Consider the following 26,570-nt stretch of genomic DNA (forward strand, 5'->3'; position numbering starts at 1 on the left):
TATCCGCGTGACCGGTGGGCGCGACACCACAACCCGGTGCCGCGCCCCCGGATACGCGAAACCCCCTCCCAGCCAACGTCATCGGTTCCACCTCGGCCGTCGAGCTCGTCCCCTCACCCAGATTCAGGAAGATCATGTCGTCTGTCACCACCACCGCGCCGGAGCGGCCCGCGGCCGTTTCGGCGCCGTCGCGCCGCAGCGGGCGATCCCGGTTCTACCCGTGGCTCGTGTTCGCGCTCACCTTCGGACTGCTGCTGTCGGACTACATGTCCCGGCAGGTCCTCAGCGCGGTGTTCCCGTTCCTGAAAGCCGAATGGGCGCTCTCGGATTCGCATCTCGCATCGCTGAACAGCGTGGTCGCGTTGATGGTGGGGTTGCTCACCCTGCCGCTGTCGATGCTCGCCGACCGGTGGGGCCGGGTGCGCAGCCTCGTCGTGATGGCCGCGTTGTGGAGCGTGGCGACCCTGCTGTGCGCGGTGGCGGGCTCCTACGAGCAGATGCTCGGCGCCCGGTTCCTGGTCGGGGTCGGTGAGGCCGCCTACGGCAGCGTCGGTATCGCAGTCGTGCTCAGCGTGTTCGCCCCGCGGCTGCGAGCCTCGCTCTCGGGTGCATTCATGGCCGGCGGTTCGTTCGGGTCGGTGATCGGCGTCGCATTCGGCGGGGTCATCGCCGTACAGCTGTCCTGGCGCTGGTCCTTCGCGTCGATGGCGGTCTTCGGGCTGGTCCTGGTCGCACTGTTCTGGGCGCTGGTCAGTGAACGCAAGCTCGCCCGCCACGCCGTCGACGACGACGCGAACACCACCCACATCGCTGCGCCCGGCACGGCTGCACGTGCCCCGATCTCGAGCCTGTTCACCAACCCCGCGGTGCTGTGCGCCTACATCGGCGGCGGGCTGCAGATGTTCACCGCCGCCGCGCTGATGGCGTGGCTGCCCAGCTTCTTCGGCCGCTCCTACGGGCTGGCCGCGGACAAGGCCGCCGCGATGGCCGCGGTCTTCGTGCTGCTCATCGGCGCCGGCATGATCGTGTGCGGCATCGTCGCCGACCGGGCCGCCCGCATCGACCCGGCCCGCAAGTGGACGGTCGCGATCGCGATCAGCCTCGCCGCCGGAGTACTGCTCATCGTCGGGTTCCAGCTGCCGGTCGGCACCGCGCAGCTGGTGCTGGTCGGACTGGGCGCGTTCTTCTCCGCCGGCTCCACCGGCGCGGTCACCGCGATGGTCGCCAACCTGACCCACCCCACCGTGCGGGCCTCGGCGTTCGGCACCACCACCCTGGCCAACAGCCTGCTCGGGCTGGCTGCGGGCCCGTTCGTGGTCGGCATCCTCGCGGACAAGATCAGCCTCGCCAATGCGCTGCAGCTCGCGCCGCTCGTCTACCTGGGGGCCGTCGTGGCGCTGCTGGTCGGCAAGCGCGTCTACCCCGCCGGCGTCCGCAAGCTCGCCACCGTGTCCGCCGCCTCCACGCAACGGACCGGAACCGAGCAGTGAACTCTCCCGAACCCGAGGCAGGCTACGGCCACCGGCCCGCCGCGGAGGATGCCGTCCGCGAGCTCGCCGAGGCTCCGCAGCTCCCACCGGTCCCCGCCACGGTCGCCGTTCGACGTCGATCCCTGGTGAAGACCTCGGCGCGGCCGGATACCGTGGACCCGACACGGACAGGTCAGGGAAGCGCCGGATGATCACGCGAACGAGGTTCTTCTCCGTTCATCTCTCGAGGTCGGCGCGATCGGGTCCTCCCCCGGACCCGCCGCCTCCGCCGGCGCCGTCGAGCTGGTGAATTCCTGACTCAACGGCCTACGACGACAGCGCCCCGTCGAAGGGAGGCGGGAAGCGCCGCAGGCCGAACCGATGCGTCGCATCGAGCGCCTCTTCGTACCACTCGCCGATCCCGGCGACCCGAGTGAGGACCTCGGCGCGGCCGGATACCGTGGACCCGACACGGACAGGTCAGGGGAGCGCCGGATGATCACGCGAACGAGATTCTTCTCCGTTCATCTCTCGAGGTCGGCGCGATCGGGGCCGCCCCCGGACCCGCCGCCTCCGCCGGCGCCGTCGTCGGGCCTGTGGTGGCAGCTGGTGGCCGTCGCCGTCCTGCTCGGTGGTCTGGTGGTCGCCCTGGCGCTGCAGACCCCGACGTCGAGCACCCTGTCCTACAGCGACTTCGTGGACCGGGTCGACGCGGGCACCGTCCAGCAGGTGACGATCGACGACCGCGGATCGGCCTACGGAACCCTCTCGGACGACACGGAATTCGTCACCCAGCTGCCGACCGCACTGAACCTCGCCGGGCTCGACGCGAAGCTGCGGGCGAAGCAGGTCCAGGTCAGCGCGGAACAGACCGACGACAGCCCGTGGGCCGCGATTCTGCTCAGCATGCTGCCCTTCGTCGTGTTCGCGGGGCTGTTGCTGTGGGTCGGCCGCCGGGCACAGCGCGCCTTCAGCGGCGGCGGCATCGGGGGCATGGGCGCGTTCGGCCGCTCGAAGGCCCGCGTGATCGAGGCGAACCGGCCGACCACGCGCTTCGCGGACGTCGCCGGGTACGACGGCGTCAAGCAGGAGGTCAGCGAGGTCGTCGACTTCCTGCGGGATCCGGAGAAGTACGCGGCCGCCGGCGCGAAGGGCCCCCGCGGGGTGCTGATGATCGGCCCGCCGGGCACCGGCAAGACACTGCTGGCCCGCGCGGTGGCCGGCGAGGCGGAGGTGCGCTTCCTGTCCGTCACGGGCTCGGAGTTCGTGGAGATGTTCGTCGGGGTCGGTGCCTCCCGGGTGCGGGACCTGTTCGAGCAGGCCCGCAAGAGCCCGCCGTCGATCATCTTCATCGACGAGATCGACGCCATCGGCAGCAAGCGCGGCGTCGGGACCTACGCCGGGAACGACGAGCGGGAACAGACGCTCAATCAGTTGCTGGCCGAGATGGACGGCTTCGACCAGAGCGTCGGCATCGTGGTGCTGGCGGCGACGAACCGCCCGGAGGCGCTCGATCCGGCCCTGCTGCGGCCGGGCCGGTTCGACCGCACGGTGGTGATCCCCCTGCCCACCCAGTCGGAACGGGCCGCGATCCTGGCGGTGCACCTGCAGGGCAAACACTTCGGACCCGACGTCGATCTGAGCGTGCTCGCCCGGGCCACCCCGGGCTTCTCGGGTGCGGATCTGGCGAACCTGGTCAACGAGGCCGCCATCAATGCCGTCCGGGACGACCGCACCGTCATCTGCGCCGACGACTTGTCGTCCGCGCGTGACCGCCTGCTGCTCGGACGCCGCGAGAGCGCCAATGCCCTGCTCCCCGACGAACGGACCTCGGTGGCGGTCCACGAATCGGGCCACGCGTTGCTCGCGGCCCTGTGCCCGCACGCCGACCCGGTGGCGAAGGTGACGATCCTGCCCGCGGGCATGGCCCTGGGATCGACCCAGCAGCTACCCGAGGTCGAACGCCACCTCTACAGCGAGGGATATCTCAACGACCTGCTCACCGTCCGGGTCGGGGGGCGGGCCGCGGAGCTCGTCGTGTTCGGGGAGGGGTCGACCGGCGCCGCCGACGACCTGAGCGGCGCGACCCGCATCGCCGTGCGCATGGTGCGGGAATTCGGGCTGTCCGAAGCGTTCGGCCCGGTGGGGTACGGCTCCGGCGACCCCAACTACCTGCACGCCGACACCAGTGAGCGCAGCCTCGTGCGGCCCTACTCGGAACACACCCAGCAGCTCGTGGACCGCGAGGTCGCCCGCCTGCTGCGGGCCGCCGAGGAACGGGCCGTCGCGCTCCTGACGCAGCACCGGGCAGCGCTGGACCAGCTGGCCGCGATCCTCGTCGAGGAGGAGACCGTCGACGGCGAGGTCGTACTCGACGTGCTGCGGGCGGAGGCGGACGGCGCCCGGCCGCAGCGCCTCGGCACCACCTGAGCGGCGCGCGGGCCGGATCGCACTGTGCCGACATGATTTGCCGTGCCGACATGATTTGCCCCGCGGTGGGGAAACCGGTCTGCATGGCACCTCTCCCCGACCCCGCGACGATCCGGCGCTACCGCATCCACGCGACCCCCGACGGTCACCGGTGGGTGATCGGCACCCACGATCCGTCGCTCGGCATCGATTTCGGGCCGGGCCCGGAGGCGGAGGCCTGGGCGCGGGAGGCCTGCGCCGACCTGGAATCTCCGCCGTCGCAGAACCTGTACAACTGGCGGCCGGTGCCCCCGGGGCTCACGGGCTCGCGGTTCGGGCCCGACCGGGGCATGCCCGGGCCGAGGCGATGACACCGGCATGCGCCTACCGTGAACGAGGTGGACGCCCGTGCTCTCGTCACCGCGGCCCGCGTCGCCCGGCTGGCCACGACCGGACCGGACGGGCGGCCGCACCTCGTGCCGATCGTGTTCGCGCTCGTCGACGACGCGCTCTACACGTGCGTCGACGACAAGCCGAAGTCGACGCGGCGGTTGCGGCGCCTGCGCAACATCGAGAACGATCCGCGGGTGGCGGTGCTCGTCGACCACTACGACGACGACTGGTCGCGGCTGTGGTGGGTCCGTCTCGACGGCACGGCCACCGTCCACGATCCGCGCTCGGAGCTCGGCTCGGCCGGTCTCGCGGCGTTGGCCGTCAAGTACGCGCAGTACCGCGCGGCGCGCCCGTCGGGACCGGTGCTCCGGATCGACGGGCTGCGCTGGCGGTCGTGGTCCGCGGGCGGCGGATCAGCCGATCGGGCGACGCCACGGCCCGGTGATCGCGAGGGTCAGGCCGGGTGACTGGATGTTGACGAACAGGGTCCTGCCGTCGGCGCTGAAGGCGGGCCCGCAGAACTCGCTGTCGTTGAGTTCGTTGCGTGCGATCGTGAACGGCTTCCCCTCGGCGGTGACGCCGATGAGGTGGCTGATGCCGTCGCCGTCCTCGGCGAGGATCACCCCGCCGTACGGCGAGACGGTGATGTTGTCGGGACCGTCGTAGTTGCCGGTGTCGACGGACGGGTCGGGGTTGACCCCGAACAGCGTCTTCAGCGTGACCGTCTGCGAGGCCGGATCGAAGAACCACACCTGGCCGTCGTGTTCGGCGATGCTGCCGTCGCTCGTGCGGGCGTAGCTGGCGACGAAGTAGGCGCCGCCGTCGCCCCACCACTGGCCCTCGAGCTTGCGGCTGCGGGTCACCTGGTCGGCGGCGAACTGCTCGCGCACCGGTGTGGTGGCGGCGTCGCGGTCGGGGACGTCGACCCACCGCACGGTGTAGCGCACCCCCGGCTCGGTGGCCTGCGACAGGTCGGGCACGTGCGCGCCGCCGTCGAAGCAGGCCATCGCCTGCAGGCTGCCCGCGGTGTCGCCGCCGGGCGACTGGGCGAGTTCACGCAGGGCACCCGGCCCGCCCCGGAAACCCTGCGGGGGCGTCCACCGGTAGAACAGGCCGTTGGGCTCGTCGGCGTCCTCGGTGAGGTAGATCGCGCCGGTGGCCGGGTCCACGGCGACCGCCTCGTGCGCGTACCGGCCGAGGAACTTCAGCGGCACCGGGCTCTTGCCGCGGTTGGCGTCCTGGCTCGCGGGGTCGACCTCGAACACGTAGCCGTGATCGAGCGTGAATCCCTTCGAGCCGGCCCGGTCCTCGGTCTCCTCGCACGTCAGCCACGTGCCCCACGGGGTGATGCCGCCGGCGCAGTTGTTCACGGTGCCGGCGAGGCTGACGTACTGGCCGGTGCGCTGCCCGTTCGGGCTCACGGTGACGGTGGTGGTGCCGCCGCGCGCGCCGGGGTCGTAGGTCAGGCCGTCGACGACGGGCACGCCGAACGGCTCGTCCTTGCCGATCTCGTGGTTGGTCACGATCGTGGAACCGTTGCCGTGCGCGAACACACCGTTGGCGTCGGGATCGCTGGGGACGGGCGTGCCGTCGTCGAGGGTCGTCTCCCCGGAGCGCGACACCACGGTGTACGAGAACCCTACGGGCAGAGCGAGAATGCGCTGGGGATCCGGGACGAGCGGGCCGTAGCCGATCGCCCCGCCGGGGACTGCGGACGCGAGTCCGGGACGGACGAGCGCCTCGACGCTGCCGGCGAGGGCCACGCCGAGGCCGGCCAGTGCGGTGCGCCCGAGGAATCCCCGGCGGTTCAGTGGTGCCGTCGTCACTGTTCTCGATACCTCCATCGATGCGGTCGGGTCCTCCGGACCGTAGGTGCCGGAAAGCCCGGTTCCGTGGCCGGCGAGTGACCGCGAATCGAACCGGAGGCGAACGTCGCGGGGGCGGTCAGGCGACGTCGGAGTCGACGGGCAGCCCGGCGAGTCGCCACTCGAGCACACCGTCGGCGGCGCGCCGGGCCGGCACACCGTGGGTGCGCAGCAGCCGGACGGCGTCGTGGGCGAGCACGCAGTACCGGCCGCGGCAGTAGGCGACGATCTCCCGGTCCGCCGGCAGGTCGGCGAGCCGCTCGGTCAGCTCGTCCAGCGGCACGTGCAGTGCGCCGGGCAGGTGCCCTGCGGCGTACTCGGCGGCGGGGCGCACGTCGAGCAGGACCACCTCGCCTGTCTCGAGGCGGTGCAGAAGTTCCTCGGTGTCGACGGCGGCGGTGTCGTCCGGGCCGAGGTAGGCGCGCCGGGCGAGCTCGGTGTGCGGGCGGTGCCGCTGGGCCACGCGACGCAGGGTGTCCCACAGTTCGGCGACGTCGTCCCCGGCGAGCGAGTAGAAGATCCGTTTGCCGTCGCGGCGGGACCGCACCAGCCCGGCCGCGCGCAGGGTCTGCAGGTGCGCCGAACAGGTGCTCACGCCGAGCCCGGCGGCGGCGGCGAGCTCGTCGACGCTGCGCGGTCCCTGCGCGAGCAGGTCGAGCAGTTCCAGACGTGCGGGATTGCCGAGCACCTTGCCGACGGCGGCGAACTCGGTGTACAGCGCGTCCTTGGCGGCTCGGTCAGCCACGGGTGGGTCCTTCCTGTGGGGCGCGGGTGGGCCGGGGATGCGTTTCGTACATGCGCACCGCGACGACCAGTCCGGACAGGGCGGTCAGCGCGGCCACGACCCACACGGCGGCGTGGATGCCGAACGCGTCGGCGACGACACCGGCCAGCAGGGCGCCGGCCGCGAAGCCGCCGTCGCGCCAGAGCCGGTACACGCCCACGGCCCGGGCCCGCCAGGCGGGATGGGCGACGTCGCCGATCGAGGCGAGCAGGGTCGGGTAGACCAGCGCGGTGCCCGCGCCGAGCGCGGCCGCGGCGATCGCCCACGGCAGGAAGGAGTCCGAGACGGCGATCACGGCCAGGGCGAGCGCCTGCAGCCACATGCCGGCGACGATCATCCACTTGCGGCCCCACCGGTCCGACAGTGCACCGGTGGCCAGCTGGCCGACTCCCCACACGGCCGGGTACAGCGCCGCGAGGATGCCGATCCGGCCGACGGACAGGCCGGCCGCGGCGAACAGGATCGGGAACAGCCCCCAGGCGAGGCCGTCGTTGAGGTTGTTGACCAGCCCGGCCTGGCTGGCCGAGGACAGGGCCGGTTCCTTGAAGCTGGTCTGGACGAGCACCTGCCGGTCGGTGAGCTTGTCGTGCAGGTGGTCGTGGCGTCCGTCGGCGCGGGCGACGTGGCCGACGGCCTCGAGACGCGCGTATTCGCGGGTCTCCTTCACGGCGAGGGTAGACAGTCCCAGACCGAGAGCCGCGAAGGCGATGCCGAGCAGGAAGGGCGCGGGCCGCAGCCCGTAGGCCTCGGCCAGATATCCGGTGGCCAGCGCGGTCGCGGCGACGGCGGCATACCCGGCGGCCTCGTTCAGTCCCATCGCGAATCCCCGCCGGGCCGGGCCGACGAGGTCGATCTTCATCACCACGGTGGTGGACCAGGTCAGTCCCTGGCTGATGCCGAGCAGCACGTTGGCGAAGATCACCCAGCCCCACGAGGGTGCCCAGATGAGCAGCAGCGGCACCGGGAGGGCGACCAGCCACCCGGCGACGAGCACCGGTTTGCGCCCGTACCGGTCGGAGAAGGTGCCGGCGAAGTAGTTGGTGATCGCCTTCGACAGGCCGAAGACGAGGATGAACGACAGCCCGGCGGTGTAGGCGCGGATGCCGAATTCCTCCTCGGCGAGCAGCGGCAGCACGGTGCGTTCCTGACCGAGCATGCCGCCGACGAGCGCGTTGACGACCACCAGCAGGGTGAACTGGGCGAGGTTGCGGCGCAGGCCCAGTCCGATCTGCTTGTCGGGCGGGGCGGTGGGTGGCGTGGGGGTGTTCATGAGCGCCTTCCGGGACCTGTCGTATGACCGTACGATACGACATTCTACGGAATTATGGAATGTCCCGGAGTGTCCGCCGCGGTCCGCTCACGACCGCGGAGCCCCGGCGTGCCCACAGCGTCACCGCGGCCGCAACCCAGATCGCGGCGAACCCCGCCGCGAGCCACCACCCCGCGTGCGCGAGGTCCACGCCCGCGGCCCAGGACGCGACGGGCTGATACCCCGGCAGCAGTTCGTCGACCGCGGACAGCGTGATGATCGCGCCGAGCACACCGGCGGCGACCACGGACACGGCGGTGACGACGACGTTGAACATCTGCCGATCGCGGCTGGGGATCTGCGCCGATCCGTACATCCGCACCATGGCGATCCCGTTGACCCCGTCGACGGCGGTCATCCCGGCCGCGAAGCACAGCGGCAGGCACAGCACCAGCCAGGTGGCGGCGCCCGAGAGGCTCGCCGTCACCGCGAGCGCGATCAGACCCACCGACGAGGCGGTGTCGAAACCGAGACCGAACAGGAAGCCCAGGACGTAGACGTGGCGGGGATGACGCACCCGTCGCAGCGGCGCCGACAGGACCCGCGCCGCCGCGGACGAGTGCACCTCGTCGGTACCGCAACGCCGGGCGGCGAGCGTGCCGCGCAACGCAACCGCGTTGACCCCGGCGACGAGCAGCAGGAAGCCGCCCGCCACGGCGGCACCGAAGGTCCCCAGGGCGGTGGCGGTCGCACCCTCGCCCGCCAGCAGACCGGTGGTCGACCCGATCCCGGCGACGACCGCCGACGTCGCCAGCAGCACGACGCTGCTGTGGCCGAGACTGAACGCCAGCCCCACCCCCACGGGGCGGCGCCCCTCGGCGACGAACTTGCGGATCGCGTTGTCGATGCCCGCGATGTGGTCCGCGTCGAGTGCGTGTCGGGCGCCCAGACCGTAGGCCGACAGGGCCACCCCGAGGGTGAGCGCGTCGCCGGCCGTGAGACGGGCCAGACCGAGCAGCCCGAAACCGAGCGCGTGGACCAGGACGACCGCGGCCACCGTGGCGGCGACACGCACCCGGGCGGGGGCGTGGGTGCGGACGTCCGAGCGCACGTAGTGCCACGGCGGCGAACCCGGTTGCGGCATCCCGGTCTCCCTTCTCCGGTCGTCTGTCGTAACTCACCGCGATGCCGGCGTGGGCCGACCGCGAGTGCACGGGCACACCCGCCGCGGGCGATCGAGGTGGGTCAGCGCAGGCTTTCCGCGTGCCGGACCGTCGTCTCCAGGTGCCGATCGACGCTGCGCAGGTCGAGTCGCGCGTCGGCGAGGAGGTCGAGGATCTCGAGGAGCGCGGCTTCGGCGGAGTCGCCGTGGGAATGCCGGTCGATGCGTCCGAACTCCTCGCTGAGCTCCTGGATCCGCCGGTCGAACCCGTGCAGATCCGCACGCAACTGCGAGGCCTGCCGGGCCAGCTCGGGAGTACTCATGGGCGGGACCGTCCTTCGAGTCGACGCGCGGGGTGTGCCCCCATCGTGGTGGACCGGGAGAGCCGGCGCCACGGATTCGGCCCGCGCCGGTTCGACCGGATCGACCCGCGGAATCACCTGTGCGATCCTTGCCCGAGTGGGATAATCACCGCCGAGCTACCGGTAATGCACCGCGGGGAGGCGTGGGGAGATGGATCCGGGACGGCAGAGCTTCGGTGTGCACAGGTGGTCGGACGAGCACCTGGATCGGCTGGTGGGAGAGAACCCCACGGACGGCGTGCTCGAGCGGAGCGGCCAGGTCCACGCCGCCCGGATCGAAGCGGCCCGCAGACGCGACGGCGGAACGTTCGACTGGACCGGCCTCGTCGAGGACCCCACCGATCCGGATCGCCGCCTCGATCCCCTGGTGCTGTCCCTGCCGACCGGCGTGACCGAAGAGCAGGTGCGCGCGGCCCTGCTGGGCCGGGCGCGCGTCCTGTACGGGCCGCACGTGCTGATCGGGCACGTCTGCGCCCGCGACTGACCGCCGGGCTCACGGGCCGTCGAAGGCCGTGAATCCCGCCTCGGACAGCGACGTGCGGAAGCGGTCCCCGGCCGGTCCGAGCCGGGTGATCCACACCAGCACCTCCGACATCGGTGCCGCCGTCGCCGCCACCGGGATGCGCGTGATGCCCTCGTCGAGCGTGGCGGTGCCGACCACCTGGGACAGGTGGAGGGGACCGCCCCCGGCCGGGGCCGTCCGGATCTCGACGCGCGAACCGGCGCTGAGACTGTCGATCCACACCTCATCGAGCCGCACCGGTTGCGCGAACGCGACTGTCAGACCCAGTCCGGCCCGTCCCGCGGGGAGCTGACGCGGATACAGTTCGGTGCTCCACGCCGTGTTCGGGTTCCCGTCGACCGCCAGGTCGGCCGTCACGGCGTTGTCCGCCGCGCCCTCCTGCGCATGGGCACGCACCGCGCGGGGGACGACGGGGCCGGCGGTCCCGCCCTCCGTCGGGGGCGACGCGGCGGCGACCACCGGAAGCGTCGCCGGCGATGCCGACTCGGCACGCGGTCCGCTCAGCGCGGTGCCGGCCACCCAGCCGACCGCCGCGAGACACGCCACGCCCACCAGCGCCACCACGGCCGGCACCGCCGCACTGCGACGGGCGGTGGCCGGGGGCGGCTCCGGCTCCCGTGCGGGTGCCGCGGTCTCGGCCACCGGTTCCGGACGGTGCGGCGGCGCCCCCGGCAGCAGCCGTCCCAGCCGCTCGGCGAACACTGCTGCAGTGCACACACTTCCGTCGACCGCCTCGTCGGCCAGTGCCCGCATCGCCGGTGCACCACCCCGGTCTCCGAGCATGCACCTCAGGGCCGCGCCGAGACCGGCGACGTCGGTCGTCTCGTCCGCGCCGGGCAGCGTCGCGGGGAAGGCCAGGACCGCGGCGCCGGACTCGTCGACCCGGATGCGCACCGGATCGTCGAGGCCCAGGATCGTCGACTGCCGGTGCGCGGCACGCACCGTCTCGGCCAGACGAAGCATGATGCGCGCCGCGGCGGCCGGATCGGGACGGTCCCCGGCGACGTCGGGCAGCGACCGGCCTGGCGTCCATTCGGACACGACCACGCAGCAAGCGGAGTGGTCGGCGACATCGAAGACACGGGCCGCCGCTCCTACCCGTCCGAACGCGGCCGAGGCCGTGCGCGCACACAGCGCGTGGAAGAAGGCACCGTCGTCGCCCGCCGGTCGCGGGGCGACGGTCAGCGCGACGGTGCGGTTCATGACGGTGTCGTGTCCGCGCCAGCACTGCAGGCCGTCGACCGTTCCGTGCCGATCGACCAGAACATAGCGTCCGTCCGCGACGCGCGACCCGGCCGCCGGCTGCCGACTCGGCGGCTCACCCGGAGCCGCACCGTCGTTCTCGGTCATCGACGATCCCCTCCCCGGATCCGGGTCCCTGGCCGTCATTGTCCATCGCGGCGCTGCCGGAAGTGCACGATTTCGGCATCGGCGCGCCGGTCGGCAGTTGCCGCGTCCGTCTCACCGATCCTCGGCCGCGCGGCGTTCCGGCAACGCGCGGAGACGATCGAGCAGGCGCGCGAAACCGTCGTCGCCCGACGGTGCCGCCGGCGGGTCGATCGCCAGGCCGTCGCACAGCCCGCCGTACCAGGAGCCGAGGACCTCCGGCAGCTGCGCGTAGGTGCCGCACGGCACGAGGGCGTGCAGGACGTCGTCGCTCATCAGCGGGGCCATCTCCGCCCAGCGCCGGTCCCGGGCGAGCGCACCGAGCCGCTCGCCGAGACCGGCGAGACCGTGCATCTCCAGGGTGCGCCGGTAGGCGGGGGTCGAGTACAGGAACGCGAACTCCGAGCGTGCGGCGTCGGTGGCGGCGGCGACGGCGGCGTCGTCGCGTCCGGTGATCGGTTTGGGGACCACCACGACGCGGGGACCGCCGTCGCCCCGGCCGGCGCGGGCGGCGCCCTCCCGCAGTGCCGGCAGGACCCGCTCGCGCAGGAACAGCGGATGCGAATTCGTGGGGTGGGTGACGAAGCCGTCGGAGCGCTCCCCGGCGAGCACGCACATGCGGCGGTTGACCCCACCGGTCCACAACTGCGGGGCCGCGACGTCGAGCGGGCCGGGCCGGAAGTACGGCTGCAACCGGTCGAACGTGTAGTGGGTTCCGCTGTGCGACAACGGATTGTCGGTGGAAAACGCGTCGAAGATCGCCCGCAGGGAGTCGAGGTAGTCGCGCAGCTGCGCGGCGGGATCGCTCCACGGCATCGAGAAGCGGCCCACGATGTTGCCGCGGACCTGCGTCGCGATCCCGAGCTGGAAGCGGCCCCCGGAGAAGCGGGCCAGCTCCCAGGCGGAGTAGGCGGTGACCATCGGGCTGCGGGCGAACGCCACGACCATGCTGGTCCGCACCGTCAGCCGCGAGGTGTGCTCGAGCGCCAGGGCGCACACCGCGAACGGATCGCGCACCGTCTCCGACACGTGCACGGTGTCGTATCCGAGGGCCTCGATCCGGCGAACCCGCTCGGCCACCCGGCTCAGCGGCGTGTCCGCCGGCAGTGATGCCACCACTTCCATCTCGGGACCTCCGTGTCGATCAGAAGACGACGATCCCGCGCAGGTTCCGTCCCTCGTGCATGTCGGTGAAGCCCTGCGCGATGTCGTCGAGCTTGTAGGTGGCGGTGACCAGTTCGTCGAGCTTCAGCTTGCCCGAGGTGTACAGCTCGATCATCCACGGGATGTCGGCGGTCGGGGCCGAGGCGCCGAACAGCGAACCCTGCAGCCGCTTCTGGTACAGCACCAGCTCCATCGGGCTGACGGGGATTCCCACGTCGCTCATCGCGCCGAGACCGGTGACCACGCACGTGCCGGCCTTGCGGATCGCGGCGAACGCCTGCGCGATGTGCTCGCCGGTCGTCACGCCCACGGTGACGATCGCGGCGTCGGCGCCCTGACCGTCGGTGCAGGAGCGGGCGATCTCCGTCGCCTCGGCCATGTCGGCGACGGCGTGCGTCGCACCGAACCGCAGCGCGCTCTCCCGCTTGAACGGCACCGGGTCGACGGCGATGATCCGGGCCGCGCCGGCGTGGGCGGCGCCCTGGACGGCGTTGATGCCGATGCCGCCGACGCCCTGCACGATCACGGTCTGCCCCGGATACACCTCGGCGGAGTTGACCGCCGCGCCCCAGCCGGTGCCCACCCCGCAGCCGAGCAGGCACAGCTTGTCCAGCGGCAGGTCCTTGTCGACCTTGATCGCCGAATCGACGCTCACCGTGGTGTATTCGCTGAAGGTGGACAGGCCGCAGGTCTGTGCGACCGGTGCCCCGTCGAGACTGAGCCGGAAACTCGCCGGGTCGTCGGGCCGGCTGCCGGTCATGATCGCCGCACCCCGGTCGCACAGGTTCTGCAGTCCCTTGGCGCACCACCGGCACCGGCCGCACGCGGCGAGGAACGAGAACACGACGTGGTCGCCTTCGCTCCAGCCGGATGTCTCGGGCCCGACCTGCACGACGACGCCGGCGCCTTCGTGGCCGCCGCAGATCGGGTAGCTGCCGACCGCGTGGTCGCCGGTGGCGATGTGGTCGTCGGAGTGGCACAGGCCCGCCGCCACCATCTGCACCGTCAGTTCGCCGCGCCGCGGCTCGTCCAGTTCGAGGTCGGCGATCTCGTACGTGCCGGGTGCCTGGCGGATGATCGCGCCACGGGTTCTCATCGGGTTCCTTCGGATGGGTGGGACGGTGGCCGGGTTCGGTGCACCGTCAGGGGGTGACCTGGGCGTCCATCGCGGCGCGGTAGCCGTCGCCGTACGGCGGCAGCATCCCCCACTCGCGGCGCGGATCCTGGTCGGGGGCGACGAACACCGTTCGGGCGTGGCTGAATTCGAGGAAGCCCTCGCGGCCGTTGTAATGCCCCGTGCCGGAGGCACCGATCCCGCCGAACGGCGCGTCGAGCATGCCCGGATGCATCATCACGTCGTTGATCGTCACGCCCCCGGAGGTGGTGGATTCGACGACGGTGCGCTGCTCGTCGTCGTCCTTCCCGAAGTAGTACAGGGCCAGCGGTTTCGGCCCGGCGTTGAGCTGCGCGATCACGTCCGCGAGGTCGTCGTAGGTGCGCACGACCATGGCCGGTCCGAAGATCTCCTCCTGCGAGATCGCCGCGTCCGCCGGCGGGTCGACGACCAGCCGCAGGGGGCGGCGCCGGTCGGTCGCGTCGATCGGTTCCGCCGGCACGGTCTCGATGCGTGCCCCCCGCTGTTCGGCGTCGCGGATGTAGCCGTCGATGCGTGCCGCGTGCCGCTCGGTGACGACGGCCGTGGCGTCGGCGTTGCCGGCGGCGGTGGGCAGCAGTTCGAGATACGACGCGCGGACCGCGGCGACAAACGGCTCGAGGCTCTCCGACGGGACGTACACGGTGTCCGGGTTGACGCACAGCTGACCGGCGTTGGTGGCCTTGCCGACCGCGATCCGGTAGGCGGCGGCGGCGAGGTCGGCCGAGCGCCCGACGATCGTCGGGGACTTGCCGCCGAGTTCGAGCGTGACGGGCACCAGGTTGCGGGCGGCGTTCTCCAGCACCGAGCGGCCCGCGGCCTGGCCGCCGGTGAACACGATGTGGTCGAACGGCAGTGCCGTCAGGGCCTGCGCCACGTCGGGACCGCCGGTGATGACCGCGACGTCGGCGGGGTCGAGGAACTCGGCGGCCGCCTCGGCCAGCACCTGTGCGGTGCGGGGGACGAGTTCGGACGGCTTGAGCACAGCCCGGTTCCCGGCGGCCAGCACCCCGGCGAGCGGGCTCAGGAGGGTGAACACCGGCGCGTTCCAGGTTCCGATGATCGCCACCGACCCCTTCGGCTGGTACTGCACCGAGGCGGTGGCGCCCAGCTGGTCGTACGGGGCGAAGACCGACCGGTGCTCGGGCCGCATCCACTCCTCGAGGTGGTCACGCGAGTACTTCAGCGCGGTCAGCGAGCCGAGCACGTCGTTGACGGTGGAGTACCCCGGGTGGCGGCCACCGAAGTCGGCGTCGATCGCCTCGACGATCCGCCCGCGGCGGGCGACGAGCATGTCGATCACCCGCTGGATCCGGGCGCGGCGCTGCGCCGCGGAGCTGGTCCGTCGTGCGCGAAACTCCCTCTGCTGGTTCTCGAGCAGCGCGTGCACGTCGGTGCCGATGGTTGCGGTCATGGCGCGGATGCTATGGGCGGTGCCGGCCGGTCCCCGGCGCAGTCCCGTTGAGCGAGACCGCTACCCGCTCAGTCGGTGGCGACGTACGCGCACCCCTCCCCCGTGCCGGGGGCACGTCGGTCCCGCCGGGTCCACAGCACCCCGTCACCCGGGGTCGGCCCCTGCCGGACCAGTTCGCGTTTGAGGATCTTGTTGGTGGCGGTCACCGGCAGGTCGGGGGCGATGCGCACGTGGCGGGGCCAGGCCTTCGGCGACAGATCGGGTTGCGCGGCGAGGAACTCCTCGAACCGGTCGGGGGTCAGCTCGGCGCCGTCCCGCAGGACGAGCGCGGCCATCACCTGATCGCCCACGTGCGCGTCGGGCACGGCGTAGACGGCGACGCGGCTCAGCGCCGGGAGCCGCTGCAGGATCCGCTCGATCGGGGCGGCGGTCAGGTTCTCGCCGTCGACCCGCATCCAGTCGGCGGTGCGGCCGGCGAGATAGATCCAGCCGTCGGCGTCCTTGTAGGCGAGATCGCCGGACCAGAACATGCCGTGCCGGAGTCGCTCGTCGGTGGCCTGCGGGTCGTTGTAGTACCCGGAGAAGAACCCGGCGCCGTGGGTGTTGACGAGTTCGCCGATCGCCTCGTCGGCGTTGAGCAGGGCGCCGGTGTCGTCGAACTCCGCGGCGGGGCACTCGGTGACGGTGGCGGAGTCGTACACGGCGACGCCCTCGAGACCCCGGCCGATCGAGCCGCGCGGGGTGCCCGGTTCGCGGGTGACGATGACGGCGTTCTCGGTGGATCCGAAGCCGTCCCACACGGTGCAGTCGAACCGACGCGCGAACTCCTCGATGTCGCGGTCCGTGGCCTCGTTGCCGAACGCCACCCGCAGCGGGTTGTCCCGGTCCTCGGGCCGCTCCGGGGTGGCGAGCACGTAGGCGAGAGGTTTGCCCACGTAGTTCATGTACGTCGCGCCGTAGCGGCGGACGTCGCCGAGGAACCGGGACGCCGAGAACGTGGCCGGGGCCATCGCCGCGCCGCTGCCGACGCCGACGCTCCACCCGGCGAGCACGGCGTTGGAGTGGAACAGCGGCATCGACAGGTAGCACACATCCCGGTCGGTGATGCCGAACCGCCCGATGAGGTTCTGGCCGGCGAACAGCACCATCAGGTGCGCGACGCGGACCGGTTTCGGGTCGCCGCTCGTGCCGGAGGTGAAGATCATCATGAACGTGTCCATCGCCTCGGCCTCGCGGTGCGGGCGCAGCTCGCCGGCGCCGGCGAGCAGATCCGCCCACTCGGGCGTCGACGTGTCGAGGATCCGCACCCCGAGTAGGTCGAGGCCGTCGAGCAGCGGCCGGTGCTGCCGATCGGTGACGACGATCTGGCAGTCGGCGCGCGAGATGTCGCGGGCCAGACCGTCGCCGCGACGGGTGGTGTTGATGCCGCACAGGACGTATCCGCCGAGTCCGGCCGCGGCGAGGGCCTCGAGCATGTCGGGGGTGTTGCCGAGCACGGTTCCCACGTGCATCGGGCGGTTCGGGTCCGCGAGGGTGAGCAGCGCGGCGGCCTGGGCGGACGCACGACCGAGGTGCTCCTGCCACGTCCAGGCGCGGTCGCCGTACACCACGGCGGTGCCGGTCTGGCCGAGTCGCGCGCGCAGTGCCTGCTGGACGGTGTCTGCCACGGTCTCACCTCGTCGTCGTGGGGTCGGTGGTCAGGTGCCGGGACAGGAACGAGATCTGGTGCGCGACAGCAGCGTCGAACCATTCGTGCCCCGGCCAGACGCCGAAGTGGTCGCACGGGTAGTGGCGGACCTCGGCGCGGCCCCGCTCGGCGGCGAGCGCGGCGGCGCGCGGCGGCGCACTGCGGTCGAAGTCGGCGATCTGGACGAGCAGCGGGCAGCGCAGCCCGGCGGCGTCCTTGCCGGGACGGTAGGTGCCGAGTTCGAGTGCGATGCGGGCGTCGATCTCGTTGCGCCACGTCGGTCCGGCCAGGACGGTGTAGTCCTCGAAGTAGCCGTCGAGGGTGAGTGCCGCGGTCTCCCCGGGCCGGCCGACGACCGGGATGGTGACGGGTCCGCGGCCGGTCCGCGTCGAGACCCGGCTGCGAGCGCCGGTGGCCGCGGACCGCATCATCGTCCGTGCGGAGTGGTGCCGGCCGGCCAGCCGTCCCGCGGCCGGTCCGTCGACCAGCGGGGTGACGGCGACGACGGCGGCGACGTCGGAGCGGTGGGCGCCGACGGTGAGCACATGCCCACCGGAGAGCGATACTCCCCAGAGCACCAGTCGATTCCGGTCGACACCGTCGAGCGCCGCGGCCGCGTCGAGGGCTGCCCGGTAGTCGTCGGCCTGGCCGCGCAGGTCGACCCGTTGCCGCGGCGTGCCGCCGGAGGCGCCGAACCCGCGGTAGTCGAAGGCGACGACGTCGAGGCCGGCGTCGGCCAGGCGATCGGCGAACTCGCGGAGTCCGGAATCCTTGGTGCCGCCGAGGCCGTGCGCCATCACGACCGCCGGCCGTCCGTCGTCGCCGGTGAACGCGTCGCCGCGGCCGGGGAAGTGCCAGGCGTCGCAGTCGGCGTCGCCGGAGCGGAAGGTCAGGTTCCGGGGCGTCATCGGCGTGCCCCTTCCGGGACGTTGCCCACCGGGCGTGGGGAGTTCTGGGCCGCAGCACGTTTCAGTCCGTCGGGCAGCTCGTGCACCCGCAGGTCGTGCTCGTAGAGGAAGTAGTCGACCTGCTGGGTGTGCCGGGGCCGGTCGAGCATGTGCCCGGTGTACTTGCGCTGATCGGCGTCGATCACTCGTTCCATCTCGTCGGGCGGCGGCGGCCGGTACCGGCCGATCACGTGGGCCGCGACGAGCCGCGCCTGGCACTCGACGAAGGGGAACAGGGTCGGGGTGGCCTGCGCGAAGCCGACGAACGCGAGGTTGTCGATGCCGGGCGCGAAAATCCGCTTGTAGAGCCGGATGTGGTTGCCGGGTGCGGCGATGAAGTCTTCGTCGAAGAACGGGAAGGTGATGTTGTACCCGGTGGCGTAGACGACGACGTCGAAGTCCGAGGAGGTGCCGTCGGCGAAGTGCACCGTCGCGCCGTCGAGCAACCGGATGTCGGGTTTGGCGACGACGTCGCCGGAGCCGAGACGCAGCGGCAGTTCCACCGACTGGGTGGGGTGCGCTTCGAAGAACTTGTGGTTGGGCGTGGGCAGTCCGTACCGCTCGGGCCGGCCGGCGAGGAGTGGCTGGCCGAGCTGGGCGAGTTTGCGCTGCCACGACAGCGGCAGGTGCGGACTGGTCCGGTAGTACTTGTCGGCGGGCCGCCCGGCGATGTACTTCGGCACGATCCACGCGCTCGAACGGGTGGAGAGGGTGACCTCGTTGCCGAGTGCCTTCGACGACAGCTCCACCGCGATGTCGGCGGCGCTGTTGCCGATCCCGACGACGAGGATGCGCTTGTCGGAGAAGTCGATCGGCGTGCGCGGATCGATGTAGTGGTGGGAGTGCAGCGACGTGCCGGTGAACTCTCCCGGGAAGTCCGGGATCCGCGGGTCCCAGTGGTGCCCGTTCGCCACGACGAGGTAGTCGAAGTACCGGGTGCGCCCGTCCTCGGTGTCGAGTTCCCACCGGCCGTCGTCGCCCCGGCGGGCGTGCACGACGCCGTTGCGGAACTCGATCCGGGACTCGAGGTCGAACGCCGCGGCGTATCCGTCGAGGTACTGCTTGATCTGGGTGTGGTGCGGGAAGTCGGGGAAGGACTCCGGCATCGGGAAGTCCTTGAACGACAGCTGGTGCTTCGACGTGTCGATGTGCAGGGAGCGGTAGGCGCTGCTGTGACCGTTGGGGTTGCCGAACGCCCAGTTGCCGCCGATCCGGTCCGACGACTCGAAGCACGTGTAGGGCACGCCGTAGTCGCCGAGCATCTTTCCTGCGGTCAGACCGCTGATTCCCGCGCCGATGACGGCGGTGGTCGGTGCCGGCATGTCGCAGCTCCTCGTGTGCAGGTTCCGGCCCCCCGGTGAGCCGGTCCGATCGCCGGCGCGAACGCGTCCGGTGACGACGACCCCAATGTAGAACATGTTCACCGCGGGTGTAGACACTTTTCGGAAAGTGTCTACTGCGCGTAGGGTCGGCTCGCGGGCCGGCGGTCCGCGAGCCGAGAGGAACAGCGCGTGCCCACCGAGACGACACCCGGAAGCGTCCGCGAGCGGCTGCTCGCCGCGACCGAAGAAGTCCTGCGCGCCAAGGGAATCCGGGCGACGACGATGGCGGAGGTGGCCGAGGTGGCCGAGGTGTCCCGGGCCTGGCTGTACCGGCACTTCCCGGACAAGGCGAGCCTGGTCGGCAGCGTGATCGTCCGGCTCGACGACGCGTACTGGACCGCAGCCAGGACGGCCCTCGCCGGGTACGGCACCTTCGTCGAGCAACTCGCGGCCGGCGTCCGGATCGGCCGGGCCACCTACGACGATCCGGGGGCGCTGCCGCTCCGGCTGCGCGCCGCCGAGCCCGAGGAGTTCGCGGCGTGCGCCGGCGCGGGGGTCCGCGAGCTCGTTCCCGACCTCGCGGCGTTCTGGCTAGAGTTCGTGGTCGCGGCGATCGAACGCGGGGAGGTCCGCGACGACGCCGAGCCCGTCGAGGCCGCGGAGTGGGTGGCGCGCTCGCTCATCAGCCTCGCGACGGTGCCCGGCAACACCCTCGACCCCGACGACGACGCCGCCGTGCTGCGCTACGTGCGGCGCTACGTGCTCGCCGGCCTGTCGCTCACCGCGCCGCGCTGATCGGCGCCCGTCAGCCCTCGCGTTCGAAGGTGACGAGCAACCCCTCGACCCCGCCCGGGCCGACGCGGCCCTTGATCTCGGCGGACGTGATGGCCTTCAGGCGCCATCCCTGCCGGGCATGCTCGTTGAGCAGATCCTCGAGCTTGTCACCGGACATCTTCCCGCCGAGCATCTTCTCGCGGACCTCGACGACCTTGTACGAGTACATCGCATTCCTCATGTCGTGGCGATCGGGAATCAGCAGGGGCGCCGACCCTTCGCATCCTACTCGCGCCCACCCGGTGCGAGCCGCGCTCGACGACGGAAGTACGAATCCACCCGAGCCAGGCTGTCAGCAGGTTCCCAGCTTCCGTCCACGGATTCCCCAGCATCGCTTCGTAGCGTGAACCTCACCGAACCGAGAGGACACCGCAATGAGTTCACGCCGGGCGCGTCGCGTTCCCACCGACCCCGACCTCCACGAGCACGACCTGGGCCTGGCCCACGACATGAGGACGATGCTGTCGCGCCGGCGGATGCTGGCCGTCTTCGGCGTGGCCGGCACCGCCGCCCTCGCCGCGTGCTCGACGGGTGGGTCGACGTCCACCTCGGAGGCCGCCTCCGCCACCACGGCGTCGAGCACGACCGCGGCGGCCACGGGCGGGTGCGTGGCGGCCGCACCGCAGGAGACCGCCGGACCGTATCCCGGCGACGGATCGAACGGGCCCAACGTCCTGATCGAGTCGGGAATCGTGCGGCGCGACCTCACCACCAGCTTCGGCAGTTACACCGGCACCGCCGAGGGCGTGCCGACGACCGTCACGCTGCACCTGCAGGATCTGGCGGCCGACTGCGCCGCCGGTGCGGGCATGGCGGTCTACCTGTGGCACTGCGACCGCGACGGCAACTACTCGCTCTACAGCGAGGGTGTCACCGAGCAGAACTACCTGCGCGGCGTGCAGGTGGCCGGGGCCGACGGCACCGTCTCGTTCACCTCGATCTTCCCGGCCTGCTATTCGGGACGCTGGCCGCACATCCACTTCGAGGTCTACGACTCCCTCGAGGTCGCCGTCGCCGGTGACAACGCCCGGCTGACGTCGCAGATCGCCCTCCCCCAGGACGTGTGCGAGACGGTGTACGCGCAGGCCGAAGGTTATTCGCAGAGCACCCGCAACCTCGCGCAGGTCGGTCTCGACTCCGACAACGTCTTCGGGGACGGCTGGGACGCCGAACTCGCCGCCGTCAGCGGCAGCATCGACACCGGCTACGCCGTCGACATCACGATCGGTGTCGCCGAGAAATCGGCGAACGTCCAGTCCGACATGCCGCCGCAGGGCGGGATGGGTGGTGGCCCGGCAGGGGGCCGCCCGGCAGGTCCGCCGGCCGGGCAGTGACGGGACCGCCCGCGCCGATTCGGCGTGCCCTTACGCTTCGTCCGCTCCATTTCGGCCCTGCCCTGTGGGGGTGCGACGGCGGCAGACTCGCCCCATCGCCGCCGCCCCGGAAAGGACCCCCCGTGAGCGCCCCCTCCCTGTCCCAGCACACGACGACCCTGCGTTTCCTCGATCCTGCCGACGGCACTCCGCTCGGCTGTGTCGCGACCTGGCCGGACCACCGGTTCACCCTCACCGACGTCGTCGACGTCCTGCGGCGCTTCGGCCTCCACGTCAGCGATCACCGGCCGCTGGACGAGCCGGGGACGCACCACTTCACGATCGCACCGGCCGCAACCGTCGCTCCGGATCCCGGGGTGCTCGAGCTGATCGCGGACGCGTTCGTCGCGGGCACCGAGGGCCGCACCGAGATCGACGACTTCTCTATTCTCGTTCTGCAGGAGGGAATCTCGTGGAGGTGGGTCGATCTCGTGCGGGCGGCCGTCCGGTTCCTGGCCCAGGCCGGGATCGGCCTGTCGCCGGCGTACATGCTCGGCTGCCTGACCGCCACCCCCGGCTTCGCGGCGGACCTCGCCGCGCTGTTCGACGCCCGGTTCCGGCCCGGGCTGCCCGACCGGGACGGCGCCGTGGCCGCCGCGGGCGCGGCGGTGGCCGGCCACATCGATCGCGCCGCGACGTTCGATCTGGACCGGACCCTGCGGGGGCTGCGCTCGTTCGTCGACGCGACGCTGCGCACCAACTGGTTCCAGCGTGGGGGCAGCAGATCGTACGCGTCGTTCAAGCTCGATCCGTCCGCGCTGAGCGTCGGCGCAGCGATCGTGCCGGTGCGGGAGATCTACGTCCACTCCCGTGACGTCGAGGGCGTGCATGTGCGGGCCGAGCTCGTCGCGCGCGGCGGACTGCGATTCTCCGAACGCCCGGAGGACTACCGCACCGAGGTCCTCGGGCTGATGGCGACCCAGGCCGTCAAGAACGCGCCCATCGTCCCCGGCGGCGCGAAGGGCGCGTTCGTGATCCGGCCCGGCTCCGGCGCGGACCTCACCACCGCCTACACCACGTTCGTGCGCGGCCTGCTCGACGTCGTCGACAACATCGTCGACGGCTCGCCCGTCACCCCGCCCGACACCGTCGCCTACGACGGCGCGGACGCCTACCTGGTGGTCGCCGCCGACAAGGGCACCGCCCGCATGTCCGACACCGCCAATGCCGTTGCCGCCGAATACGGTTACTGGCTCGGCGACGCCTTCGCCTCGGGCGGGTCGGCCGGCTACGACCACAAGGCGATGGGCATCACCGCCCGCGGCGCGTGGGTGGCCGTGCGGCACCGCTTCGCCGAGCTCGGCCACGACGTCGACACGCAGACCTTCACCGTCGCGGGCATCGGCGACATGTCGGGTGACGTCTTCGGCAACGGCATGCTGCTCAGCGACCGCATCCGCCTCGTCGCCGCGTTCGACCACCGGCACATCTTCCTCGACCCCGACCCGGACCCCGCCGCCGCCCACCGCGAGCGTGCGCGGCTGTTCGCGCTGCCGCGCTCGTCCTGGGCCGACTACGACCCCGCGGTGATCTCCGCGGGCGGCGGCGTGTGGCCGCGCACCGCCAAGTCCGTGCCGCTGTCCGCCCCTGCCCGCGCGGCCCTCGGGATCGACGCCGAGACGCTGACACCCGACGAGCTGATCAAGGCCGTCCTGCGCGCGCCTGTGGACCTGCTGTGGAACGGCGGTGTCGGCACGTACGTGAAGGCCTCCGGCGCAACACACGGCGACGCCGCCGATCCCGCCAACGACCGGGTCCGGGTCGACGCCCGCGAGGTACGGGCCCGCGTCGTCGGGGAGGGCGGCAACCTGGGCTTCACCCGCGCCGCCCGCATCGAGTACGCGCGCTGCGGCGGCCGCTGCGACGGCGATTTCGTCGACAACGCCGCCGGCGTCGCCACCTCGGACCGGGAGGTCAACATCAAGATCGCGGTCGACCGCGCGGTGGCGGCCGGGACGCTGGCGCCCGGGCGGCGGGAGACCCTGCTCGCCGCGGTGACCGACGACGTGGCCGCGGCGGTGCTCACGGCCTCCCGCGATCAGGTGCTCGCCCTGGGAGCCGGCGAGCACGACGCCCCGGCGCTGCTCACCCAGCACGAACGCCTGATCGAGGACCTGGCGCGGGCCGGCCGGATCCCCCGCAGCGACGACAGCCTGCCCACCACGGACGAGATCCGGGAGCGGCGGCGAGCGGGCACGGGCCTGCTGCGCCCGGAGCTGGCGGTGCTCCTGGCGCAGTCGAAGAACGTCGTCGCGAGCGAGCTGGCCGCGTCGTCGCTGCCGGACTCCCCGGCCTGCGCCCCGTGGGCCGAGAGCTACTTCCCCGCCGAGATCCGGGCCCGCGCCGCGAGCGGCGTGGCCGAGCATCCCCTGCGCCGGGAGATCGTCGTCGCGTCGCTCGCGGACGAACTCGTCAACCGGCTCGGCCCCGGCGCCCTGTACCGGTTCGAGGAACGGTTCGGCGCCGCCACCGAGGACTCGGCGCTCGCCTACGTGGTGGTCAGCCGGGTGCTGCACACCGAGGACATCCGGGCCCGGATCCTCGCGGCGGGCGCCGACGCGCGCACCACGGTGGCGGAACTGAGCGCGCTCGCGCGCGTCGTCGAGGCCGAGATGGCGTGGTTGCTGCGCCACACCGCCCGCCGGACGCTCCGCGACGTGCTCGCGGGTGCGTGCACCGACGCGGACACACCGGAGGCTCTCGTCGCGGTCTTCGCCGCGCCCGTCGCCGCCGCCCTGGGCGACCGGCCCTCGGCCGAGGACTGCCGCGGCGCCTTCGCGAACGCCGCGGTGGCGCTGCGCCTGGGCATCGACCCCGCCCGTGTCGCCGCGGCCCGCGACGAACTGGCCGACCTCCTCCACATTCGCCGGCTCCTGGACGGTTTCGTGACCCGGGTGCGCGGCCCGTACTGGGAGGCCATGGGTGCGGCGGCTCTGCGCGACGAGATCGCCGACCGGCTCGACGCGCTCGTCGTCACCGCGCTCGACGGCCGTGCCGCGGACCTGCCCGATCGCGCGCACCGGCTCGTGCGGCTCCTCGACCGGCTCCGCGGTGAGGACGCGGTGGACACCGCCCGGCTGGCCGTGATCGCCGGGGAGCTGCGCCTGCTCGACCGCTGAGCGGGTGTCTCTTATGGATCGGCTCTTGCGTGCGGCATGACGCATGTCGTGGATGATGCGTTGCGTTCCCGGGACCCGGCCCCGGCACCGGGATGTGCCGCGCGGTCGGTGTCCCGGGGCCCGATACGCCACCGCAAGCCGCGCCGCGGTTCGTCGCATCGCCTCGCCTCATCCCCTACGGACAGAATCCGCGACCCCACTCAGGTGGGGCAGGGAGGAGAGGGCCATTCGGAGCGTACAGCGGGTCGAGAACACCCGCGCGGCGGGCAGGCCGTACACGCAGGAGGATGAAACTCCTTCTGCCACAGCCTCTCCTGGATGGTCCCCACTACGAGCAGGTGGGGCAGTGGGCGACCAGGTCGGCGCGCATGCCCAGACTCACCGCAGCATCGACCACGCGCGGCCACATCCGCGGCTCCGCCAGCGCGAAGTCCTGTACCGCGCCGCGCGAGTCGGCCGGTACCTCGAGCCGGTCCTCGGTGTTCCACAACGCCAACGCAGGACCGTTGGAATGCGCGGCGTCATAGTAGACACCGTGGATACGCCGTCGAGCCACGGGCTGATCCTCGTAGATCGCCCGCGCCCACTGCTGGGTGCGCGGGCGCGGATAGTCGCCGGTGGCCAGCGACGGCAGCGCACCGATGCGCATCGCCGCGCCCTGCCCGCGCAGGTCGAGCACGGTGACCGGGGCGGTCGGTCGCAGCAGCGCCACCCGGTAGCGCGGGCACACCGCCGCCGCAGGGAAATCCCCGAAGACCTCGCCGAGCGCCGTGGCCAAGTTGCCGGCGACGTACAGCACCGACCGCCCGTCCGGACACGTCCGCGGCGCACCGTCGGGGGCCGGCAGATGCGGGTCCAGTCGGTGCAACGGCCCGAAGTGCCGGTGGGTGGTTCCGTTCGGGGTGTGCGGGGACGGGTGGTAGATGCGGCACCAGCGCCACGGGTGGCCGGGGCTCGGTTCGCGCCACCGCCAGACCCATGCTCGTCCGCCATGCAGCGGTCGCGTCGGTGCGGGAAGTGGGGCTACCACGCGGCTGCGGTGCCGGCTTCGGCCGCCCGCACGACGTCGTCGATGCGCCCGGCGGCGAGCGCTTCGGCCGGGGTCGCGCCGTCGAGGTCGGGGTTCACGTTCAGGGCCCATTCGGTCAAAGACACCGCACCCCCGGGAAACACCCGACTCACCCGGGCCAGGCCGGGCACGAAGCCCTGCTCGGTGTCGGCGTCGAACTGCCACGACGGCAGTCGCCACTCCCGGCCCTTCTTCACCCCGATCAAATCCCCCGCCTTGAGACGATCGAGGACCGCCTGCTCGGACACCTCGAGCAGCTCCGCGGCCTCCGGTCGGGTCAGGGACTCCGCCACCACCGCGCGACGGGCCCGATACTGCCGGCGCAGGTTCTCCAATGCGGCGTGTCTACGCTCGGCCGGGGACGGACCCCGCCCCCACAACCCTGCGTCCAGCCCCTCACCCTCGTCCCCGACCACGCCGAGCACGAAACTCTCCCGCTCCGCCTCCGGCACACTGCCGAGCACGTCCTTCAACACCGCGGAAAAGCCCGCTGCACCCGGCGCCGAAGTCGTGGTACCTGCAGCGCCGGACGCGGGCGGCGTCGTCCGCGGGGTCGACGTGCGGGACTTCGTCCCGGCCGCCCGACCCCTGTCCTTCGTGCGCGCGGTCGAGGCCGACCCGATGTTCGTACGACCGGTCCGCTTCGTGCTCATATCCCCAGGCTACGCCTCTGAACAAGATAAACAAGAAAAGAAAGCGAAGGAGGGGACTGCCTCGGCTCGACGATGTGGATGCGCATCGACTTCCCTGGAGTTTCCCTGGGGTCGGATTCGGGATCGGCGGACCACCCGAACTTGTCGAGGCACCATGACACTCCTCGCCGCGCTGCGCCGGCACTTTCAGGTACACGCACGAACTGCCCGGTCACGGCTCTTCCTTTCACGAT

Annotated in this window: 23 protein-coding genes; 8 read left to right on the forward strand and 15 right to left on the reverse strand. The window is 72.1% G+C overall.

Annotated features, from left to right (window positions below):
• Positions 1–134 precede the first annotated feature (134 nt).
• The 4 genes from QNA09_RS19010 to QNA09_RS19025 all read left to right on the forward strand — a co-directional run bounded on the left by QNA09_RS19010 (position 135) and on the right by QNA09_RS19025 (position 4,738).
• Entirely contained in the window at positions 135–1,490 is a 1,356-nt protein-coding gene (locus QNA09_RS19010) for an MFS transporter (protein WP_308072016.1), read from the forward strand.
• Between the two features lie 588 nt (positions 1,491–2,078).
• A complete protein-coding gene (ftsH, locus tag QNA09_RS19015) occupies positions 2,079–3,899 on the forward strand; it encodes an ATP-dependent zinc metalloprotease FtsH (RefSeq protein WP_308072017.1) in 1,821 nt (606 codons plus the stop codon).
• An 83-nt stretch (positions 3,900–3,982) separates the two neighbouring features.
• Entirely contained in the window at positions 3,983–4,249 is a 267-nt protein-coding gene (locus QNA09_RS19020) for a hypothetical protein (RefSeq protein WP_017679913.1), read from the forward strand.
• Positions 4,250–4,267: 18 nt separating this feature from the next.
• A complete protein-coding gene (locus QNA09_RS19025) occupies positions 4,268–4,738 on the forward strand; it encodes a TIGR03668 family PPOX class F420-dependent oxidoreductase (protein ID WP_017679912.1) in 471 nt (156 codons plus the stop codon).
• Here the strand turns inward: QNA09_RS19025 and QNA09_RS19030 are convergent.
• The 5 genes from QNA09_RS19030 to QNA09_RS19050 all read right to left on the reverse strand — a co-directional run bounded on the left by QNA09_RS19030 (position 4,685) and on the right by QNA09_RS19050 (position 9,654).
• Positions 4,685–6,097, reverse strand: coding sequence for an alkaline phosphatase PhoX (locus tag QNA09_RS19030; RefSeq protein WP_010596022.1), 1,413 nt, complete (start codon positions 6,095–6,097; stop codon positions 4,685–4,687). The two genes, QNA09_RS19025 and QNA09_RS19030, sit on opposite strands and share 54 nt — an antisense overlap.
• Positions 6,098–6,215: 118 nt before the next feature.
• Positions 6,216–6,881 carry a metalloregulator ArsR/SmtB family transcription factor gene (locus QNA09_RS19035; protein ID WP_010596023.1) on the reverse strand — a complete coding sequence of 222 codons (666 nt, stop codon included), beginning with the start codon at positions 6,879–6,881 and terminating at the stop codon, positions 6,216–6,218.
• Entirely contained in the window at positions 6,874–8,190 is a 1,317-nt protein-coding gene (locus tag QNA09_RS19040; protein WP_017679911.1) for an MFS transporter, read from the reverse strand. Before QNA09_RS19040 ends, QNA09_RS19035 begins: the two co-directional genes overlap by 8 nt.
• Before the next feature lie 52 nt (positions 8,191–8,242).
• The gene (locus tag QNA09_RS19045) at positions 8,243–9,313 is read right to left on the reverse strand and encodes a HoxN/HupN/NixA family nickel/cobalt transporter (RefSeq protein ID WP_017679910.1); all 1,071 of its coding nucleotides are present in this window, start codon (positions 9,311–9,313) and stop codon (positions 8,243–8,245) included.
• 101 nt (positions 9,314–9,414) lie between these two features.
• Positions 9,415–9,654: a hypothetical protein gene (locus QNA09_RS19050; RefSeq protein ID WP_010596026.1), complete on the reverse strand. Its 240-nt coding sequence runs from the start codon at positions 9,652–9,654 to the stop codon at positions 9,415–9,417.
• Between the two features lie 190 nt (positions 9,655–9,844).
• Between QNA09_RS19050 and QNA09_RS19055 the strand changes: the two genes are divergently transcribed.
• On the forward strand, positions 9,845–10,177 hold the full coding sequence (locus QNA09_RS19055; RefSeq protein ID WP_308072018.1) for a hypothetical protein: 333 nt from the start codon (positions 9,845–9,847) through the stop codon (positions 10,175–10,177).
• 9 nt (positions 10,178–10,186) lie between these two features.
• Here the strand turns inward: QNA09_RS19055 and QNA09_RS19060 are convergent, their stop codons facing one another.
• From QNA09_RS19060 to QNA09_RS19090, 7 genes are all read right to left on the reverse strand, one after another.
• On the reverse strand, positions 10,187–11,566 hold the full coding sequence (locus tag QNA09_RS19060) for a hypothetical protein (protein ID WP_308072019.1): 1,380 nt from the start codon (positions 11,564–11,566) through the stop codon (positions 10,187–10,189).
• A 111-nt stretch (positions 11,567–11,677) separates the two neighbouring features.
• Entirely contained in the window at positions 11,678–12,727 is a 1,050-nt protein-coding gene (locus QNA09_RS19065; RefSeq protein ID WP_308072020.1) for a TIGR03617 family F420-dependent LLM class oxidoreductase, read from the reverse strand.
• 19 nt (positions 12,728–12,746) lie between these two features.
• A complete protein-coding gene (locus QNA09_RS19070; protein ID WP_010596031.1) occupies positions 12,747–13,862 on the reverse strand; it encodes an NDMA-dependent alcohol dehydrogenase in 1,116 nt (371 codons plus the stop codon).
• A gap of 46 nt (positions 13,863–13,908) precedes the next feature.
• On the reverse strand, positions 13,909–15,342 hold the full coding sequence (locus tag QNA09_RS19075; protein WP_308072475.1) for an aldehyde dehydrogenase family protein: 1,434 nt from the start codon (positions 15,340–15,342) through the stop codon (positions 13,909–13,911).
• Between the two features lie 59 nt (positions 15,343–15,401).
• Positions 15,402–17,000 (reverse strand): fatty-acid--CoA ligase FadD1, encoded by a 1,599-nt coding sequence (fadD1, locus tag QNA09_RS19080; protein ID WP_017679905.1) that lies wholly within the window; start codon positions 16,998–17,000, stop codon positions 15,402–15,404.
• Between the two features lie 4 nt (positions 17,001–17,004).
• Positions 17,005–17,928, reverse strand: a complete 924-nt coding sequence (locus tag QNA09_RS19085; protein WP_064065702.1) for an alpha/beta hydrolase — start codon at positions 17,926–17,928, stop codon at positions 17,005–17,007.
• Complete coding sequence (locus tag QNA09_RS19090; protein ID WP_017679903.1) at positions 17,925–19,289, reverse strand: NAD(P)/FAD-dependent oxidoreductase; 1,365 nt, start codon at positions 19,287–19,289, stop codon at positions 17,925–17,927. Before QNA09_RS19090 ends, QNA09_RS19085 begins: the two co-directional genes overlap by 4 nt.
• Before the next feature lie 189 nt (positions 19,290–19,478).
• Here QNA09_RS19090 and QNA09_RS19095 point away from each other — a divergent pair, with 189 nt between their 5' ends.
• Positions 19,479–20,084: a TetR/AcrR family transcriptional regulator gene (locus tag QNA09_RS19095; RefSeq protein WP_203011098.1), complete on the forward strand. Its 606-nt coding sequence runs from the start codon at positions 19,479–19,481 to the stop codon at positions 20,082–20,084.
• A gap of 10 nt (positions 20,085–20,094) precedes the next feature.
• Here QNA09_RS19095 and QNA09_RS19100 read toward each other — a convergent pair whose 3' ends face one another.
• Positions 20,095–20,292 carry a DUF4177 domain-containing protein gene (locus tag QNA09_RS19100; protein ID WP_006935226.1) on the reverse strand — a complete coding sequence of 66 codons (198 nt, stop codon included), beginning with the start codon at positions 20,290–20,292 and terminating at the stop codon, positions 20,095–20,097.
• Between the two features lie 205 nt (positions 20,293–20,497).
• Between QNA09_RS19100 and QNA09_RS19105 the strand changes: the two genes are divergently transcribed.
• Positions 20,498–21,457: an intradiol ring-cleavage dioxygenase gene (locus QNA09_RS19105; RefSeq protein ID WP_203011099.1), complete on the forward strand. Its 960-nt coding sequence runs from the start codon at positions 20,498–20,500 to the stop codon at positions 21,455–21,457.
• A 122-nt stretch (positions 21,458–21,579) separates the two neighbouring features.
• Positions 21,580–24,615, forward strand: a complete 3,036-nt coding sequence (locus QNA09_RS19110; RefSeq protein WP_203011100.1) for an NAD-glutamate dehydrogenase domain-containing protein — start codon at positions 21,580–21,582, stop codon at positions 24,613–24,615.
• 328 nt (positions 24,616–24,943) lie between these two features.
• Here QNA09_RS19110 and QNA09_RS19115 read toward each other — a convergent pair whose 3' ends face one another.
• Entirely contained in the window at positions 24,944–25,645 is a 702-nt protein-coding gene (locus QNA09_RS19115) for an RES family NAD+ phosphorylase (RefSeq protein WP_203011101.1), read from the reverse strand.
• Positions 25,639–26,337, reverse strand: a complete 699-nt coding sequence (locus QNA09_RS19120) for a helix-turn-helix domain-containing protein (RefSeq protein ID WP_237211352.1) — start codon at positions 26,335–26,337, stop codon at positions 25,639–25,641. The genes QNA09_RS19115 and QNA09_RS19120 overlap by 7 nt, the downstream gene beginning before the upstream one ends.
• Positions 26,338–26,570 lie beyond the last annotated feature (233 nt).

Source organism: Rhodococcus sp. AH-ZY2, from assembly GCF_030916465.1.
GTDB classification, from domain to species: domain Bacteria; phylum Actinomycetota; class Actinomycetes; order Mycobacteriales; family Mycobacteriaceae; genus Rhodococcus; species Rhodococcus ruber.

Excerpts from the sequence above, each read along its gene's own strand:
- QNA09_RS19060 (WP_308072019.1), bottom strand. The coding sequence starts at position 11,566 with ATGACCGAGAACGACGGTGCGGCTCCGGGTGAGCCGCCGAGTCGGCAG.
- QNA09_RS19055 (WP_308072018.1), top strand. The coding sequence starts at position 9,845 with ATGGATCCGGGACGGCAGAGCTTCGGTGTGCACAGGTGGTCGGACGAG.
- QNA09_RS19105 (WP_203011099.1), top strand. The coding sequence starts at position 20,498 with ATGAGTTCACGCCGGGCGCGTCGCGTTCCCACCGACCCCGACCTCCAC.
- QNA09_RS19065 (WP_308072020.1), bottom strand. The coding sequence starts at position 12,727 with ATGGAAGTGGTGGCATCACTGCCGGCGGACACGCCGCTGAGCCGGGTG.
- QNA09_RS19045 (WP_017679910.1), bottom strand. The coding sequence starts at position 9,313 with ATGCCGCAACCGGGTTCGCCGCCGTGGCACTACGTGCGCTCGGACGTC.
- QNA09_RS19085 (WP_064065702.1), bottom strand. The coding sequence starts at position 17,928 with ATGACGCCCCGGAACCTGACCTTCCGCTCCGGCGACGCCGACTGCGAC.
- QNA09_RS19020 (WP_017679913.1), top strand. The coding sequence starts at position 3,983 with ATGGCACCTCTCCCCGACCCCGCGACGATCCGGCGCTACCGCATCCAC.
- QNA09_RS19100 (WP_006935226.1), bottom strand. The coding sequence starts at position 20,292 with ATGTACTCGTACAAGGTCGTCGAGGTCCGCGAGAAGATGCTCGGCGGG.
- QNA09_RS19070 (WP_010596031.1), bottom strand. The coding sequence starts at position 13,862 with ATGAGAACCCGTGGCGCGATCATCCGCCAGGCACCCGGCACGTACGAG.
- QNA09_RS19050 (WP_010596026.1), bottom strand. The coding sequence starts at position 9,654 with ATGAGTACTCCCGAGCTGGCCCGGCAGGCCTCGCAGTTGCGTGCGGAT.
- QNA09_RS19120 (WP_237211352.1), bottom strand. The coding sequence starts at position 26,337 with ATGAGCACGAAGCGGACCGGTCGTACGAACATCGGGTCGGCCTCGACC.
- QNA09_RS19010 (WP_308072016.1), top strand. The coding sequence starts at position 135 with ATGTCGTCTGTCACCACCACCGCGCCGGAGCGGCCCGCGGCCGTTTCG.
- QNA09_RS19090 (WP_017679903.1), bottom strand. The coding sequence starts at position 19,289 with ATGCCGGCACCGACCACCGCCGTCATCGGCGCGGGAATCAGCGGTCTG.
- QNA09_RS19040 (WP_017679911.1), bottom strand. The coding sequence starts at position 8,190 with ATGAACACCCCCACGCCACCCACCGCCCCGCCCGACAAGCAGATCGGA.